The organism is Streptomyces incarnatus (assembly GCF_001027185.1).
GTDB classification, from domain to species: domain Bacteria; phylum Actinomycetota; class Actinomycetes; order Streptomycetales; family Streptomycetaceae; genus Streptomyces; species Streptomyces puniciscabiei.
Map to the genome: position 1 here is coordinate 251,599 of NZ_CP011497.1, position 14,698 is coordinate 266,296.

Consider the following 14,698-nt stretch of genomic DNA (forward strand, 5'->3'; position numbering starts at 1 on the left):
CGCCTTGCTTCAAGGAGGACTTGCGCCCCGGGTGTGACTATATGATCAAATCTACCGATGCGTACCCCCCACAACCAGACGCATCACGCTGCCCAGTCGGACGGACCTCCCACCGAGATGGTTCCGCGCCGCCGTAATCCGTACGACGAACTGGCCTCGCTGGCCGACCATCCGCTCGACGACTTCCTGACCGAGGACGACGCGGCGACCCGGCAGGACGACGAGGCCGAGGAGCCCTGGACGCCGCCCAACCATCGGCGTGGCAGCCGCCGTCGCAACCGCGCCACGGGTCTGCCCACGGTGGCCCGGCTCCTCGTCTGGGTACTCACCCTCGCCTGCCTCCTCACCCTGGCCGATCGGTGGGCGCTGCTGTACGCCGAGCACAAGGCCTCGCAACAGCTCAAGGACAAGCTGCATCTCGTCGCCGCCCCCGAGGTCCACATCGGCGGCTTCCCCTTCCTCACCCAACTGGCCGCGCAGCGCCTGGACTCGGTCTCCGTCACCGTCCCCGACATCCCCGCCCACCGGGTGACGCTCACTCAGGTCACCGCCACCGCCAAGGACATACGCCTCGACGGCGACGGGCCCACCGCGGTGCGCGGTGCGCTGGTCCGGCAGGTGCGCGGTCAGGTCCTGCTGTCCTTCGCCGACATGAACCGCGAACTGGGCGCCTCCCAGGTGGCGTTCACGGCTCATGGCCCCGGCTCGGTCCGGGCCCAGGGCACCCTGCGTGTCGCGGGCCGCGCTCTGAGCGTACGGGCCGACGCCCGCGTCCGGCGCGACGGGGACCGCGGCATCGCCACCTCGGTGGACGGCATACGGCTCGACATCGACGACCTCGCCACGTACCGGCCCGGCACCGGGCCCACCGAGGGCCTCCGGCTGACCCCCGCCGCGGCGCGCCGTCTCGCCCGCGAGGAGGCGAAGATCAAGGCCTTGCTGACGGTCCCGGAGATCGTGCGCCGCCTGGGCGTACCCGACAGCGCGGTGCGCGCCGCGCTCCTCGACGAGGACAAGCTGCACCAACTCACCGGCGCGCCGCGCTTCCTGCACGATCTGACCCGCGTCAACCTCCTGGACGTGGCCCTCGCCCACCCGAAGCTCCTGGAGCGGCTGGGCCTGGACCTCTCCTTGCTCGCCGCCCTGACCAAGCTCACCCGCCCCCAGATCGCCGACCGCTTCTCCTTCGCCTTCCAGCTGCCGAGCCCACCCGACGGCGCCGTGCGCCTGCAGCGCGTGACGGTGAGCAAGGACGGCATCCGCGCGGACGTGTCGGGGACGGGACTGCTCCTGGGCCACTGACCTCCGACGGGACCGTTCGGGTGCCTGTGACACCCGTGCATCCCACTCGATGTGCGGGTCACAGCCATGCGCCTTTCACTGAGAGGAACAGTTCCTTCCGAGGTCACGGGAGTCGCGGTATGAATGGGCACGGGACACGGCGCACGGCAGGCGCGTTGCTGGCCGTGATCGCGGTCGCGGTCACCGGGTGCTCCGGCTCCGGGAACCCCTCCGGCGGCGCCAGCAAGGCGGCCTCGATGGCCTCCTCCGCCGCCGCCTCCCTCGCCTCCCGTGGGGCCGACGCGCTGGCCTCGGCCTCGGCGGAGGCCAGGCGCAGGCTCGACGAGGCCAAGGGCGGGGTGAATGCCAAGGACGAGGTGACGCTCGGTGCCGTCGCCATCGGCAGCGACGGCCGGGCCACGGCCAAGGTGACCGCGAAGAACACCGCCGGTTCGGCCAAGTCCTTCGCCGTCCAGGTCAATTTCACCGACAAGAGCGGCAATCTGCTGGACGTGGTTGTGGTGACGCTCAAGGACGTGTCCGCCGGTGCCTCGGGCGAGGGCACCGCCCGCAGCAACCGCAAGCTCAACGGCGAGGTGCACGCGACCGTCGGCACGGCGCTGCGGTACTGACATCGGACACCGGGGGCGACCGCCGGGTCAGCTGTCGTCGCGCAGGCCCCACGGGGAGCCGTACTCGGTGAGCAGGTCCAGGAAGGGGCGCGGGGGCAGGGCCTCCGGGCCGAGGACGCCCTGTCCGGACCAGGCGCCGGTGGACAGCAGTTCCAGGGCGACGACCGGGTTGACCGCCGTCTGCCACACGACGGCCTGCGAGCCGTACTCGCGCATCGACCACTGGTTGTCGACCACGTGGTACAGGTACACCTCCCGGGGCTTCCCGTCCTTGCTGCCCTTGACCCAGGTGCCGGCGCAGGTCTTGCCCGTCATCCGCTCCCCCAGGCCGGCCGGGTCGGGCAGGCACGCGGCGACCACGTCGCGCGGCGAGACCTGTACGGGACCGTCGTTCCCGGGCACACTCACCCTGGCCGTCGCGTCCAGACCGAGCGCGTGGAGGGTCTTCAGCTTGGCGATGAAGTCGTCGCCGAGCCCGTACTTGAACGTGACACGGCGCGCGTCGACCCAGCGCGGTATCAGCAGCACTTCTTCGTGCTCGACGTTGACGCACTCCACCGGACCTATGCCCTCCGGGAAGTCGAAGACCTCGGGCTCGCTGAACGGAGCGGTCGTGAACCAGCCGCGGCCCTCTTCGTACACCACCGGCGGGTTGAGGCATTCCTCGATGGTCGTCCAGATGCTGAAGGACGGCGCGAAGTCGTAGCCCTCGACCGTCAGGTTGGCGCCGTCCCGGACGCCGATCTCCTCGATGTCGTCGAAGAGTTCGTCGGCGGCGTACCGGGCGAAGACGTCGGACAGGCCAGGCTCGACGCCCATGCCGACCAGGGCCAGCCGTCCGGCTTCCGCCCAGCGCCGGTCCAGCGCGAACTGTTCGTCCCCGAGCTTGACGCCGCACTCCTCGTAGGGGCGCGAGCCGTGCGGCGCGGACAGTGACATCGCCATGTCCAGGTAGTGCGTGCCGGCCTCCAGGGCGGCCTGGAACAGCGGCATCACGAACCGGGGGTCGGTGGCGTTGAGCAGCACGTCGCACCGCTCGTCGAGGAGCATCCGGCGGACCGCGTCCCGGTCCGAGGCGTCCAGCCGACGCGCACTGTAGCGGGCCGCCTGCTCCCCGAGCGCCGCGACCGCGGCCTCGGCACGGGCGAGGTCGTAGTCGGCGACGACCATGTGGGCGAGGAACGCGCGACGAGCGGCGATCCGGGTGACGGCCGTCCCCACACCGCCCGCGCCGACCAGAAGTACGCGCATGTCACACACCTTTCTCCGGGGAGGTGAGCACCTCCGGACGGGGTCCACGGGGGTCGATGCAACGCGACGCCGGGATGTAAGGTCAATGCCGTTGGCATAAGGGTGGAAGCGGGTGCCGGCGGAGGGGCGAGGGACATGGCGAAGCAAGTGGTGCCGGAGGGGGCACGCCGGCGACGGCGGCCCACGCGCGGCGGCACCGTGCTGTCGGAGGAGATCATCGTGCGCACCGCGCTGCGTGTGCTGCGGGAGCACGGCAGTACCGGGCTGACGGCACGCCGGCTCGGCGCGGCGCTGGGCGCCGATCCGAGCACGCTGTACCGCTACTTCGCCGGGATGGACGATCTGGCCCGGGCCATCGGGGACGAGCTCATGGGCAGGGCTCTCGACAGCTGGACGGCCACCGGGGACTGGCGGACCGACCTGCGGGCGCTCGGCCGGGCCATCCACGCCTCCTACCTCGCCCACCCGCAGGCCGCCGTCCTCACCGCCAGCCGGGTCACCGGCAGACCGCGCGAGATCGCGGTGGACGAGACCATTCTCGGCATCCTGCGCGGAGCTGGGCTGCCCGACGCCGTGGCCGTGCGCGTGTACCACGCGTTCATCGACCAGAGCCTGGCCTTCGCCGCGCTCGACGCCGGCTCGCTCGCGCTGGCGGAGGAGGCCCGCGCGGGCGACGAGGAGATGTGGCACTCCACCTATGCGCGCCTGCCCGCCGAGTCCCATCCGAACATCGCCGCGACGGCACACCTGCTCGCCCGGTACATGCCGCACAGCGCCTATCCGGTGGCCCTGGAGATACTGCTGGACCACACCGCCGCGCAGCTGCGGCGAGGGCGGGATGCGCATGGCACAGGCGGCTGACGTGGCTCTGGCGGATCGCCGACGATGCGCGAGCCGACCAACATGGGTTGCTCACAAGGGAGTTGGCTCCTGGCGGACGGTGCGCGTCAACGCACGGCGTACCCCTGCGCCGCGGCGGCGAGGCTCGGCTGGAGGCGGCGGGCGACGTCGATGTGGTCACGGGTCCAGATGACGCGTACGGCGGTGGCCGTGGCCTGGCCCCGGCCGTCGACCAGGTCGGTGCGGACGGACTCCACGAGCTGTGCCGCGGCCTGGGGACGCAGCGGTACGGGGTCGGGGATGGGCGCCTTGTGGCCGAGGCCCGCCGCGAAGCCGCAGTACCACTCCATGACGCGGGACGCGGCGCCGACGATGGCACGGTGGGCGTCGGTCCCGCAGGCCCCGGTGTGCGTCGGGGCGACGCCCCGCCACAGGGAGAGGACGGCGTCGGCGGCCAGGCGCAGGGCGGCCACGCCGGTGACGAGCGCGGTCATGTCGGCCAGGGGCAGGGGCTTGGCACCGCGTTCGGCCAGGTAGGTACGGAAGGCGTCGTCGAGGCGGCGGGCGGAGGCGGCCGCCTCGCGGTTCCGCTGCACCGGCTCGCCGACGGGCGCGGCGGCATCCGCCGGACCGGACGGGCCGAGGACGTAGTGCACGGCGTCGACCAGGTAGCGGGCGCTGTCGGTGTACGCCTCGGCGAGCGCCTTGTGGACGGCGGCCGTCGCACCACGGGGCCAGAAGAACAGCGCGACGACGACGCTGACGGCGCAGCCCAGGGCGATGTCCTGCACACGGAACAGGACGATGTGCCAGTCGGGGTTCTGGCCGATGTTGAACAGCACGACGAGCGTGACGGCGAAGGCGGCCTGGCCCGCGGTGAAGGAGATGGCGGCGGGGGCGACGCCGGCCCCGAGGATGGCGAGCGGGAGCAGGAACCACAGGGCCGTGCCGTGGTGCCCGATCAGTTGCAGCAGCCCGGCGCCGATGAACGAGCCGACCACGGTGCCGAGCACCGCGCGCAGGGCGTTCTGGCCGGTGCTGAGTGCGTTGGAGCGCAGCACGGACAGGGTGCCGAGCAGCACCCAGAATGAGTGCTGCACCCCGGTCAGGTCGGCCATGAGCACCGCGATGGCGAGTCCGACGGCTCCGCGCAGGCTGTTGTGCAGCCACACCGAACGCGGTCCGAGATGCGCCGCGGCGCGTTCGCGGGCCAGGGCCAGCGGCGCGGACAGCGCGCCGGGTTCACGGCCGAGGAGCCGGTCGGGCCAGGGTCGTTGCCACGCGGTGGTGGCCAGTTCGACGTTGCCGGCGATCTGCAGGACGGCGTACCCGAGCTCCTGGGCGCGGAAGGACAGGTCGAGCGTGGCGATGAAGGCGTAGATCTCCGCCGGGCTGTCACCGACCGGGGGGCCGGCGGGCAGGAGCGCCGTGGAGGTCTTCTCCATGCCCTTCATGGTCTGCCGCAGCTCCTCCATGGACGCCCGCAGCGGGGCGGTGTCCCCGCGCATGTCCGTCAGGAGGCGCGCGGCGTGATCGAGGACGTCCGCGGCGACGAGACGCACCGTGCGCGCGGCCGGGTCGCAGGCCGGGGGCTCGCCGGTGTGGGCGGGTCGGTCCGCGAGGATGGTGCACAGCCAGGTCAGCTCGTCGACCAGGCGGACCACGGCGCGCGAGGTCGTGGACAGGCCGGTGGGGCGGTAGGGGGTGGTGTCGAAGGCCCTGCGCAGTTCCGCGCTCGCGTCGGCGGTCCGGTCGGCTGCCGCCCGGCGCCGTGCGGCGTCGGCCACCGGTCCCGGTCGGCCGAGGCCGGAGGCGTCCGCGCGCAGATGTGCGCCGGCGGCACGGCAGACCTCGGCCGCGGGGGCGCTGAGCGGATCGGCGACGGGCCGCGGCCACAGCAGGCAGACGGCGGGCAGTGCCGCGGCTGCCGCCAGCCCGGCGCCCGCGAGGCGGTCGGGCAGCTGGGACAGCGGCACCGGTGTGGCGACCGGCAGGACGAAGGCCAGCAGGAGGGCCGTCGTGCTGCCCGCCAGGAGTGAGCTGACCACGCCGGAGAAAAGGACGGCGAAGCCGACCAGGAGCGTCGTGACCACGGCGAGCCAGGTGAGGTGCGCGACCAGGGTCCCCACGCAGATCAGCGCCGCCCAGGCCACCGCGAGGCCCGTCTGCGCGCGCAGCCGCTCCACCTTCGGGCCGCTGAAGTCGACCAGCAGCAGCATCGAGAAGGATCCGAACGCGGCGAAACTCGCCATCGTCGGGGAGCGGAACACCTGGCTGCACAGTGCGAACAGGGCGGGCATGACGATCGCGGTCCGCCCGGCCCGCCGCGTCGCCGCCAGATCCGGATCGCGGTCACCCCACCACGTCCCCAGGCGCGACAGGGTCGGCATCCGCCCCGCGATCTGCACGGACATGCGCACCTCCCGCCGGCACGGCCACGGCCGACCGCGTTCCCGTCACGTCCCGTGCATCCAGTCTGGGCATGGCCTGCTGAGGCCGGCCACGGCAACGGGTTGTCGAAGCGCATCGACAACTCCCCCAGCACCCTTGACACCCTTGCCGCACAGGAACTCGTACGTTAACTTCGCCAGCCAGGTGAAGCGCTTCGACAAGCCCTGACCTGACCAGACGAAAGGACAGAACGGGTGCCCGTTCAGCAGCCGGCCGCCCGCGCGGCCAACCCCGTCATCCCCGGCTTCCACCCGGACCCCAGCATCTGCCGCGTGGGCGATGACTACTACCTCGCCTGCTCCAGCTTCGAGTACTTCCCCGGCGTACCCGTCTTCCACAGCCGCGACCTGGTGCACTGGACGCAGCTCGGCAACGCGCTGGACCGGCCGTCCCAGCTCCCGCTGCCGGCCGGCACGCCGTCCTCCGGCGGAATCTACGCCCCCACCCTGCGCCACCACGACGGACGCTTCTGGCTGATCGTCACCGATGTGAGCGAGGGCGGCGGCAACCTGATCGTGACGGCCACGGACCCGGCCGGCCCCTGGTCCGAGCCCGTCCGGCTGCCCGGCGTCCAGGGCATCGACCCGGATCTCGCCTGGGAGGAGGACGGCACCTGCTGGTGCACGGTCGCGGGCGTCACGCAGGTCCGCCTCGACCCGTACACCGGGAGGACGTACGGTCCACCGCGCAGGCTCTGGTCCGGCACGCCCGGCGCCAAGGCCCCGGAGGCTCCGCACCTGTACCGGATCGGCGACCACTGGTACCTGCTCATCGCCGAGGGCGGCACCGAACGTGGCCACGGCGTGTCCATCGCCCGCGGCCGTACGCCCGGCGGCCCGTTCGAGCCGTGCCCGGCCAACCCGGTCCTCACCCACCGGAGCACCGGCCATCCCGTGCAGAACACCGGACACGCGGACCTGGTGCAGGCGCCCGACGGCTCCTGGTGGATGGTGCTGCTCGGCGTACGGCCACGCGGCGGCACCCCGGGCTGGCACGTGCTCGGCCGGGAGACCTTCCTGGCACCAGTGACCTGGGACAACGGCTGGCCGGTCGTCGGCGGGGTCGACCTGGACCCGGCCGCCCTCCCGTGGCCGCTCTCCCCGGGCCCGGTCGAGGAGCCGCGGGACGACTTCGAGCTCGGCGAACTGCGGCCGTACTGGATCTCCCTGCGGGACCGCTCCCCCGAGTACTGCACGACCGGGGAACGCCCCGGATGGCTGACGCTCCGGGCGCGAGGCGGCTCCCTGGACGAGCCCGACGCCGTGTTCACCGGCCGGCGCCAGCAGCACCTGTCGTGCCGGGCGCGCACCCGGGTCGATGCCTCGGAGGGCCGCGGCGGCCTCGCCGTCCGGCTCGACGAACGGCACCACTGCGCGATCGAGGCGGACGGCACCGAGGCGAGGGTGATCGCGCGCATCGGCGACCTGCGCACGGTAATGGCCGTACACCCCCTGCCCGCCGGGCCGGTGGTCCTCGCCCTCACGATCACCGACCCGCCGCCTCCGCACGGGCCGTGCACCGGACCCGACGTCGTCTCCCTCGGCGTCGAGCGGCCCGACGGCACCTTGGACGTACTCGCCACCTTCGACGGCCGCTATCTGTCGACCGAGGTCGCCGGCGGCTTCACTGGCCGCGTCATCGGCATGTACGCCGCGGCAGGCACCGTCCGCTTCGACTGGTTCGAGTACGAGCCTGTGAAGGAACCGGAGTAGGGGCGGTATTCTCGTGGCTGCGGGGGTCAACTCGCTTGCCGGTCAGAGCCGCTGATGACAAGGGCATAGGCCGTTCGGCCCCCGGAATGGACCGCTCAGCCCCCTGGCCGGTACCTCGCGTGGCCCGACAATCGACAGCGGAAAGTGCGGCCGGTCCTTCCGACTCGGTGTCAACCGGCCGGCGGTGCCATCTCCTTGCGGCTCGTTCGAGATGGGGCGGTTCTCCCGTGGGCTCCCCAGGCGCCGTGAGGACATCCGCGCGAGTTTCCCGTGTCGGGGGAGGCACGGCACTCGCGCCACGGCCGTCGCCTCGCCGCCATGGAGGGCGAGGCGGCGGCCGTCTTCGCCGCGGCACGGTGTCGCGAGCATGGTCACTTCTGCCAACCGACCGTCTCCGGGAGCGGGTTGTAGAAGATGGTCGCGCCGACGTTGGCGAGGCCCTTCTTCACGCCGTAGGTCGAGGGGCCGCTGAACAGCGGGAGGAAGGCGTACTCCTGGAGCGCCTTCCGCTCGACCTTGTTGGCCGCCGCGGCCTGCTTGCCGAGGTCGGCGATCTTGCCGGTGGCGCGGATCTCCTCGTCCAGCGCGGGCGAACCCGCACCGGTGAGGTTGGAGTCGCGGTCGGAGCAGTAGAAGTCGCACAGGTAGCGGGCGCCGAACGGGTCCATCGAGCGGTTGCCCGAGAGGAAGAGGTCGAACTTGCGGTCGCTGAGGATCTTGGAGAAGTCCGCCTCGTCGGCCTTGTTGATGTCGAGCCGGACGCCGACCGGCTTCAGCATCGCCGCGAAGGCGCCGGCGGTCGCCTTGTCCAGCGGGTCGTCGCCGAGGAGCGTGTAGCCGACTTCGAGCTTCCGGCCGTTCTTGACCCGTACACCGTCGCTGCCCAGCTTCCAGCCCGCCGCGTCGAGTGCCTTCCCGGCCTGGTCCGGCGCGTACTTCAGCACGGCCGAGACATTGTCCTCGTAGCCCTTCTGGAAGCTGTACAGGATGGCGGAACCGGGCAGCGGCTCCTTGTAGTCGAGGCCCTGGAACCGGATCTTCGCGATCTGGGTGCGGTCGATGCTCTCCTCGATCGCCTTGCGCACGGCCTGGTCGGCGAGGACGGGGGACTTGGTGTTGAAGTAGAGCGAGTACTCGAAGGGGCTTCCGCCGCTGCGGATCTCCGTGCCCTTGAGCCCCTTGACCTGCTTCAGGCTCTCGGCGTCGACCGCGGAGACGTAGTCGAGCTGCCCGTTCTTGAAGGCGTTGACCGCCGCGGTCGACTCCAGGTTGACGTAGACGCGCTTGTCGAGCTTGCCCTTCCTGCCCCACCACTTCGGGTTGCGGACGAACGTGATGTCGCCCGAGTGGGTGTCCCACGTGCCGACGGTGTACGGCCCGGCGCCCCACTCCGGGTGTGCCTTCTTGACGTAGGCGTTGTTGAAGTTCTCGACCGTGGCGGCCTTGGGGTGCAGGAAGGTGGTGAACAGGCTCGACCAGGAAGGGTCGACCCCCTTGAAGGTGATCACGGCCTGCTTGGCGTTCCTGCCCTTCTCGACCGAGGTGATCTGGTCGTAGCCGTCGGTGGAGGAGGCGGCGTAGGCCTTGTCGGAGCCGTTGTCGGCCTTCCATGTGGCCCTGATCGCGGTCCAGTCGATCGGGGTGCCGTCGTTGAACACCGCCTTGGGGTTGATGGTCAGGATGACCTTCTGGTTCCCGCCGGCCACGGAGACCTTCACGTCGCTGAAATAGTCCGGGTTGTACTGCACCTCGCCGGTCGGCGAGTAGGTGATCGCGTCGGCGTTGTACCAGGACCAGACACGGAACGCGGTCAGCGTGGAATTGACGTTGAACGGGTTGCCCTGGTCGTCGAAGGTCCCGACCGTGGTGTACGTGCCCCCGTCCTTGACGCGGTCGTACGGCGTGGGGTTGTAGTCGGCGACGGACGGTGCGGCCGAGGGAGCGTTCTTCGCGTCCGGCTCCGTGGAGTCCTTCCCGGACGAGGACTGGCACGCGGTGGCGGTGACGGAGAGGGCAGCGATCAGGGCGACGGGCAGGGCCAGTCTTGGGCGCATGGTGGAGGTTCCTTGGAGGTCTCGGTGAGGGAAGGAGAGTGGTCCCCGGTTGCCGGGGCCGGTGTTCACACGGCGTGGCAGGCGTACTGGTGACCGGGCCGCGCGGCCACGGCAGTCGGCGCGGGGGGCTCCGTGCGGCAGCGGTGCCGCAGTTCGTCGTCGGCACGGCGGTACAGCGGGCAGCGGTCGACGAAGACACACCCCGCGGGCATGCGTGCGGCGTTCGGCTGCTCGCCCTCCAGCACGACGCGTTCGCGGGTGCGTTCCCGTACGGGGTCGGGTATCGGGATCGCCGACAGCAGCGCACGGGTGTAGGGGTGTTTCGGATCGGAGAAGATCGCCTCGGTGTCCCCGGTCTCGACGATGTGCCCCAGGTACATCACCGCGATGCGATCGGAGATGTACCGGACCACGGCCAGATCGTGGGCGACCACGAGGTAGGCGAGTCCGAGTTCACGCTGGAGCCGCGCCAGCAGGTTGATCACCCCGGCCTGCACCGAGACGTCCAGGGCGGACAGCGGCTCGTCGAGCGCGAGCAGCTTCGGCTCCGTCGCCAGGGCACGGGCGATACCGACCCGTTGGCGCTGGCCCCCGGAGAGCTGGGCGGGGAAGCGGTCGCTCACCGCGTCGTCCAGACCGACCAGCGTCAGCAGTTCGCGGACGCGTGCGCGGATCGACTCGCGGTCGCGCCCGATCGCCCGCAGAGGCTCGGCCAGCAGGTGGTAGACGGGCATGCGGGGGTCCAGGGCACCCAAGGGGTCCTGCATGACGATCTGTACGTCCTGCCGCAGCTCCCGTACCCGCGAACCGGAGGCCACCGTGCCGATGTCGGTGCCGGAGATCTCGATCCGGCCGCCTTCGGGCCGCCGGAGCCGGAGGATCTCCATGAGCGTGGTCGTCTTGCCGCTGCCGGACTCCCCCACCAGGCCGAGCGTCTCGCCGGCGCGCAGTTCGAAGCCGACCCGGTTGACGGCGTGCAGCGTGCCGACCCGGCGCTTGAGGAGGGCGCCCTTGGTGACCGGGAAGGTCCTGACGAGGTCCTCGACGCGGAGCACCACCTCGCCGGCCTCGGCACGCCCCGACGGCGCCGGCCGGCTGACGGGCGCGGCCTCCCCCGCCGGGTCCAGGGATCCGCCGGCGATCTCGGCGGCACGCAGACAGGCCACGTGCCCGTGTCCGGTGACCTGGCGCAGCTCCGGTTCGCCGGAGCGACAGGCGTCGAGGGCGACGGCACAGCGGGGTGCGAAGGGACAGCCGTCCGGGAGGCCCACCAGGGCGGGGGGCTCTCCGCCGATCGGGACCAGGGGACGGCGGGCCCCGCCGTCCACGGTCGGCACGGCGGCCAGCAGTCGTGCGGTGTACGGCATCGTCGGCCGGCGGAAGAGTTCCTCGGCGCCCGCGTGTTCCACGAATCGGCCCGCGTACATGACGGCGACATCGTCCGCGTGGCCCGCGACGACCCCGAGGTCGTGCGTGATCAGGACGAGACCGGCACCGGTCTCCTGCTGCGCCAGCCGCAGCACCTCGAGGATCTGGGCCTGCACGGTGACGTCGAGTGCGGTGGTGGGTTCGTCGGCCACGAGCACGGACGGTCCGTTGGCGATGGCCAGGGCGATGACCACGCGCTGGCGCATGCCGCCGGAGAACTCGTGCGGGAAGGCGGCGGCCCGGTGGCGCGGGTCGGGGATGCCGACGAGGTCGAGCAGTTCGACGGCCTGTTCCCAGGCGGCCCGCTTCGTCAGGTCCTGATGGACCCGCAGCGCGTCGGAGAGCAGCCTGCCCACCGAGAAGATCGGCGTGAGGGCGGACAGCGGGTCCTGGAAGACCATGCCGATGGAGTTGCCGCGAATCCTCGACAGGGCCCGGTCGTCGAGGCCGACGAGGTCCTGTCCGCCGAGCAGCACCTGGCCGCGCAGGTCGGCGGAGGGCGGCAGCAGGCCCATGATCCCCATCGCGGTGGCCGACTTGCCCGAGCCCGACTCGCCGACGATGCAGAGGGTACGGCCGGGCAGCAGGTCGAAGCCCACGCCCCGCACCGCCTCGACGGCGCCCGCCTCGGAGGGGAAGGAGATCCGCAGGTCCCGCACGGAGAGGACGGGATCGGCTCCGGTGGAGGGTGCCGGGGTGGGCAGCGGGGTCGCCAGGGTCATCGTCGGCCTCCTGCCGCGCCGGTCACGGACGTGGGGTCGAGGGCGTCGCGCAGGCCGTCCCCGATGAAGGTCATCGACACGGTGAGCAGGACGACCAGCCCCGCGGGGAAGGCGAAGAGCCACGGGGCGCTCGTGACGGTGCTCGCGCCGTCCGCGAGCATCGTGCCGAGGGAGACGTCCGGGGTCTGGACGCCGAAACCCAGGAAAGAGAGGGCGGTTTCGCTGAGCACGGTCGCGACGACTCCGAGCGTCAGGTTGACGATCAGCAGGGAGCCGAGGTTGGGGATGATGTGGCGGACGATGATGCGCAGCGGGCCGACGCCCATGAACTCGGCCGCCTTCACGTAGTCCCGTTCGCGCAGCGAGGTCGAGACGGACCAGATCACCCGTGCGGTGGGCATCCAGCCGAACACGGTCAGCACGAGGATGAGGACGCGCCAGTCGCCGGCCAGCCGGTGGGAGACCAGCGCGAGAATGAGGAACGAGGGAACGATCAGCAGGAAGTGGATGACCGCGAGGGTCGCCCGCTCGACCCGGCCGCCGAAGTACGCGGCGCCGGAGCCGATGACCGCGGCCAGGACGATCGTCAGGACCGACACGCTCACGGCGATCGTCAGGGAGCGCTGGAGCCCGTGCACGGCACAGGCGTAGATGTCGTTGCCGCCCTGGTTGGTGCCGAACCAGTGCGCGCCGCTCGGCGGCTGGGTGAGCGCGGCGAAGTCGGCGTCGGTGTACGCGTAGGAGGTGAACCGTCCGCCGAGCGCGGCGAACAGCACCAGCAGCACGAGGATCACCACTCCGACGGCGGCGAGGCGGTTGCGCAGGAAGCGCCGCACATAGAGCCGGCCGAGGCCGAGGCCGGTGCGGCCACGCGTGGTGGCCGCCGCTTGTGATGCCTGTCCGGCGGCCGGAGAGGAGGACACGTCTGTGGTCACGTCAGCTCACCCTCACCCGCGGATCGAGGAAGACCGTGGCGATGTCCGCGAGGATCGCCCCTATCGCGGTCAGTGCTGCGGCGAAGGCGGCCGTCGCGACCGTGCCGTGTACGTCGTTCTTGCTGATGGTCTGGATGAAGTAGCGGCCCATGCCGTTCCAGCCGAAGATCGTCTCGGTGATGACGGCGCCGGTGAAGACGGCCGGGACACTGAACGCCACGGAAGCGGCCGTCGGGATGAGCGCGGCCCTCAGCGCGTGCCGGCGGATGGCCTGGCCGCGGGTGAGCCCGGTGGCCTGGGCGGTGCGCACGAAGTCGGCGTGGAGTGTGTCGAGCAGCAGCGAGCGCTGGGTCAGGTGGTAGCCGACGTAACCCATGAGCGTGAGGGTCAGGGTCGGCAGGATCAGGTGCAGGAGGCGGTCACCGATCGTGGGGAGCAGCCCGTCGACGCCCGGTGAGTTCTCCCCGGCGACGTAGAGGAAGTGCAGCCCGGCGTGCTGGTTCAGCCAGATGGCGACGAAGACCACGGCGAGGGCGGCGACGGAGGTGGGGACGTTGAACACCACGATGGACACGGCCTGCGACAACCGGTCGGCCCAGCCGTACTGCCGTGCGGCGGTGTAGACACCGAGCGCGACACCGATCACGACGGACAGGACGGTCGCGACGAGGACCAGCTCCGCGCTGACGAGCGCCCGGTAGCCCACTTCGCCGTTGACGGAGACGCCGGTGGGGGACTTCCCCCAGTCGAAGCGCAGGGTCACCGAGGTGAGCCAGTCCCACCAGCGGTGCACCAGCGGCACCCGGGGGTCCAGGTTGTACGGCGCGAGGGCGCGGTCGATCTGTGCCTCGCTGCGGACGGGCCGCAGCTCCTTGAAGTTCGACCGCGGGTCCAGGAACCAACTGGCCAGGAAGTAGGTGGCGTTCGTGGCGACCACGATCATCAGGAGCCAGCCGACCGCCTTGCGTGTCACATGGCGCAGCACGTCCGGCACCTCCTCACCACACACGGGACGTGTGTCTCGGGAGCGCCGGGGAGACAGGTCGATTGCATGCGCGGTGAGGCTTTCTGCGGGTACGGAAGGGAGCCACGAATGTGTCCCACGGACGTGACCACGGATGTGTACACGTCAGCTTGGTCCGTACTTTGCTGCGGCACCAGGTCTTGCCTGGTGTCGCCATGATCTCGACATGTTGCCGTAGCACACGATCCGGAATACCGCGCAATTCGGACGATCTTGATGTGCCCGGCCGTTACGATCGCGCAGCCGGCGCGGGAGTTCGCTCGCCGCCCGGTCAGCCGCACCGCCGTAGGAGAGCCCGGCATCGGCCGCTTCGTTCTGCCCGACTCCCGGTACATCCAGGAGACGGGCCGAATCGGCGGCCGACTGCT

At 71.3% G+C, this 14,698-nt stretch carries 10 protein-coding genes; 4 read left to right on the forward strand and 6 right to left on the reverse strand.

Annotation, left to right across the window (positions count from 1 at the left end):
* Positions 1 to 57 precede the first annotated feature (57 nt).
* Positions 58 to 1,302 (forward strand): LmeA family phospholipid-binding protein, encoded by a 1,245-nt coding sequence (locus ABB07_RS01190; RefSeq protein ID WP_244189160.1) that lies wholly within the window; start codon positions 58 to 60, stop codon positions 1,300 to 1,302.
* Between the two features lie 119 nt (positions 1,303 to 1,421).
* Positions 1,422 to 1,913, forward strand: a complete 492-nt coding sequence (locus ABB07_RS01195; protein ID WP_208896806.1) for a hypothetical protein — start codon at positions 1,422 to 1,424, stop codon at positions 1,911 to 1,913.
* A gap of 27 nt (positions 1,914 to 1,940) precedes the next feature.
* Here the strand turns inward: ABB07_RS01195 and ABB07_RS01200 are convergent, their stop codons facing one another.
* Positions 1,941 to 3,164, reverse strand: a complete 1,224-nt coding sequence (locus ABB07_RS01200) for a saccharopine dehydrogenase family protein (RefSeq protein ID WP_208896807.1) — start codon at positions 3,162 to 3,164, stop codon at positions 1,941 to 1,943.
* Between the two features lie 135 nt (positions 3,165 to 3,299).
* On the opposite strand from ABB07_RS01200, the gene ABB07_RS01205 reads away from it, so the two are divergent.
* Positions 3,300 to 4,025 (forward strand): TetR/AcrR family transcriptional regulator, encoded by a 726-nt coding sequence (locus tag ABB07_RS01205; protein ID WP_208896808.1) that lies wholly within the window; start codon positions 3,300 to 3,302, stop codon positions 4,023 to 4,025.
* An 86-nt stretch (positions 4,026 to 4,111) separates the two neighbouring features.
* Here ABB07_RS01205 and ABB07_RS01210 read toward each other — a convergent pair whose 3' ends face one another.
* Positions 4,112 to 6,418, reverse strand: coding sequence for an FUSC family protein (locus ABB07_RS01210; protein WP_208896809.1), 2,307 nt, complete (start codon positions 6,416 to 6,418; stop codon positions 4,112 to 4,114).
* Between the two features lie 231 nt (positions 6,419 to 6,649).
* Between ABB07_RS01210 and ABB07_RS01215 the strand changes: the two genes are divergently transcribed.
* On the forward strand, positions 6,650 to 8,167 hold the full coding sequence (locus ABB07_RS01215; protein ID WP_208896810.1) for a glycoside hydrolase family 43 protein: 1,518 nt from the start codon (positions 6,650 to 6,652) through the stop codon (positions 8,165 to 8,167).
* 371 nt (positions 8,168 to 8,538) lie between these two features.
* Here the strand turns inward: ABB07_RS01215 and ABB07_RS01220 are convergent, their stop codons facing one another.
* From ABB07_RS01220 to ABB07_RS01235, 4 genes are all read right to left on the reverse strand, one after another.
* Complete coding sequence (locus tag ABB07_RS01220; RefSeq protein ID WP_208896811.1) at positions 8,539 to 10,221, reverse strand: ABC transporter family substrate-binding protein; 1,683 nt, start codon at positions 10,219 to 10,221, stop codon at positions 8,539 to 8,541.
* 65 nt (positions 10,222 to 10,286) lie between these two features.
* On the reverse strand, positions 10,287 to 12,371 hold the full coding sequence (locus ABB07_RS01225; RefSeq protein WP_208896812.1) for a dipeptide ABC transporter ATP-binding protein: 2,085 nt from the start codon (positions 12,369 to 12,371) through the stop codon (positions 10,287 to 10,289).
* Positions 12,368 to 13,207 (reverse strand): ABC transporter permease, encoded by an 840-nt coding sequence (locus ABB07_RS01230; RefSeq protein WP_244189717.1) that lies wholly within the window; start codon positions 13,205 to 13,207, stop codon positions 12,368 to 12,370. The genes ABB07_RS01225 and ABB07_RS01230 overlap by 4 nt, the downstream gene beginning before the upstream one ends.
* A 100-nt stretch (positions 13,208 to 13,307) precedes the next feature.
* Positions 13,308 to 14,291, reverse strand: a complete 984-nt coding sequence (locus tag ABB07_RS01235) for an ABC transporter permease (RefSeq protein WP_208896813.1) — start codon at positions 14,289 to 14,291, stop codon at positions 13,308 to 13,310.
* Between the last annotated feature and the right edge of the window lie 407 nt (positions 14,292 to 14,698).

What these genes read in the sequence shown, in the direction of transcription:
- ABB07_RS01190 (WP_244189160.1), top strand. Translation starts at nt 58, where the DNA reads ATGCGTACCCCCCACAACCAGACGCATCACGCTGCCCAGTCGGACGGA.
- ABB07_RS01195 (WP_208896806.1), top strand. Translation starts at nt 1,422, where the DNA reads ATGAATGGGCACGGGACACGGCGCACGGCAGGCGCGTTGCTGGCCGTG.
- ABB07_RS01200 (WP_208896807.1), bottom strand. Translation starts at nt 3,164, where the DNA reads ATGCGCGTACTTCTGGTCGGCGCGGGCGGTGTGGGGACGGCCGTCACC.
- ABB07_RS01205 (WP_208896808.1), top strand. Translation starts at nt 3,300, where the DNA reads ATGGCGAAGCAAGTGGTGCCGGAGGGGGCACGCCGGCGACGGCGGCCC.
- ABB07_RS01210 (WP_208896809.1), bottom strand. Translation starts at nt 6,418, where the DNA reads ATGTCCGTGCAGATCGCGGGGCGGATGCCGACCCTGTCGCGCCTGGGG.
- ABB07_RS01220 (WP_208896811.1), bottom strand. Translation starts at nt 10,221, where the DNA reads ATGCGCCCAAGACTGGCCCTGCCCGTCGCCCTGATCGCTGCCCTCTCC.
- ABB07_RS01225 (WP_208896812.1), bottom strand. Translation starts at nt 12,371, where the DNA reads ATGACCCTGGCGACCCCGCTGCCCACCCCGGCACCCTCCACCGGAGCC.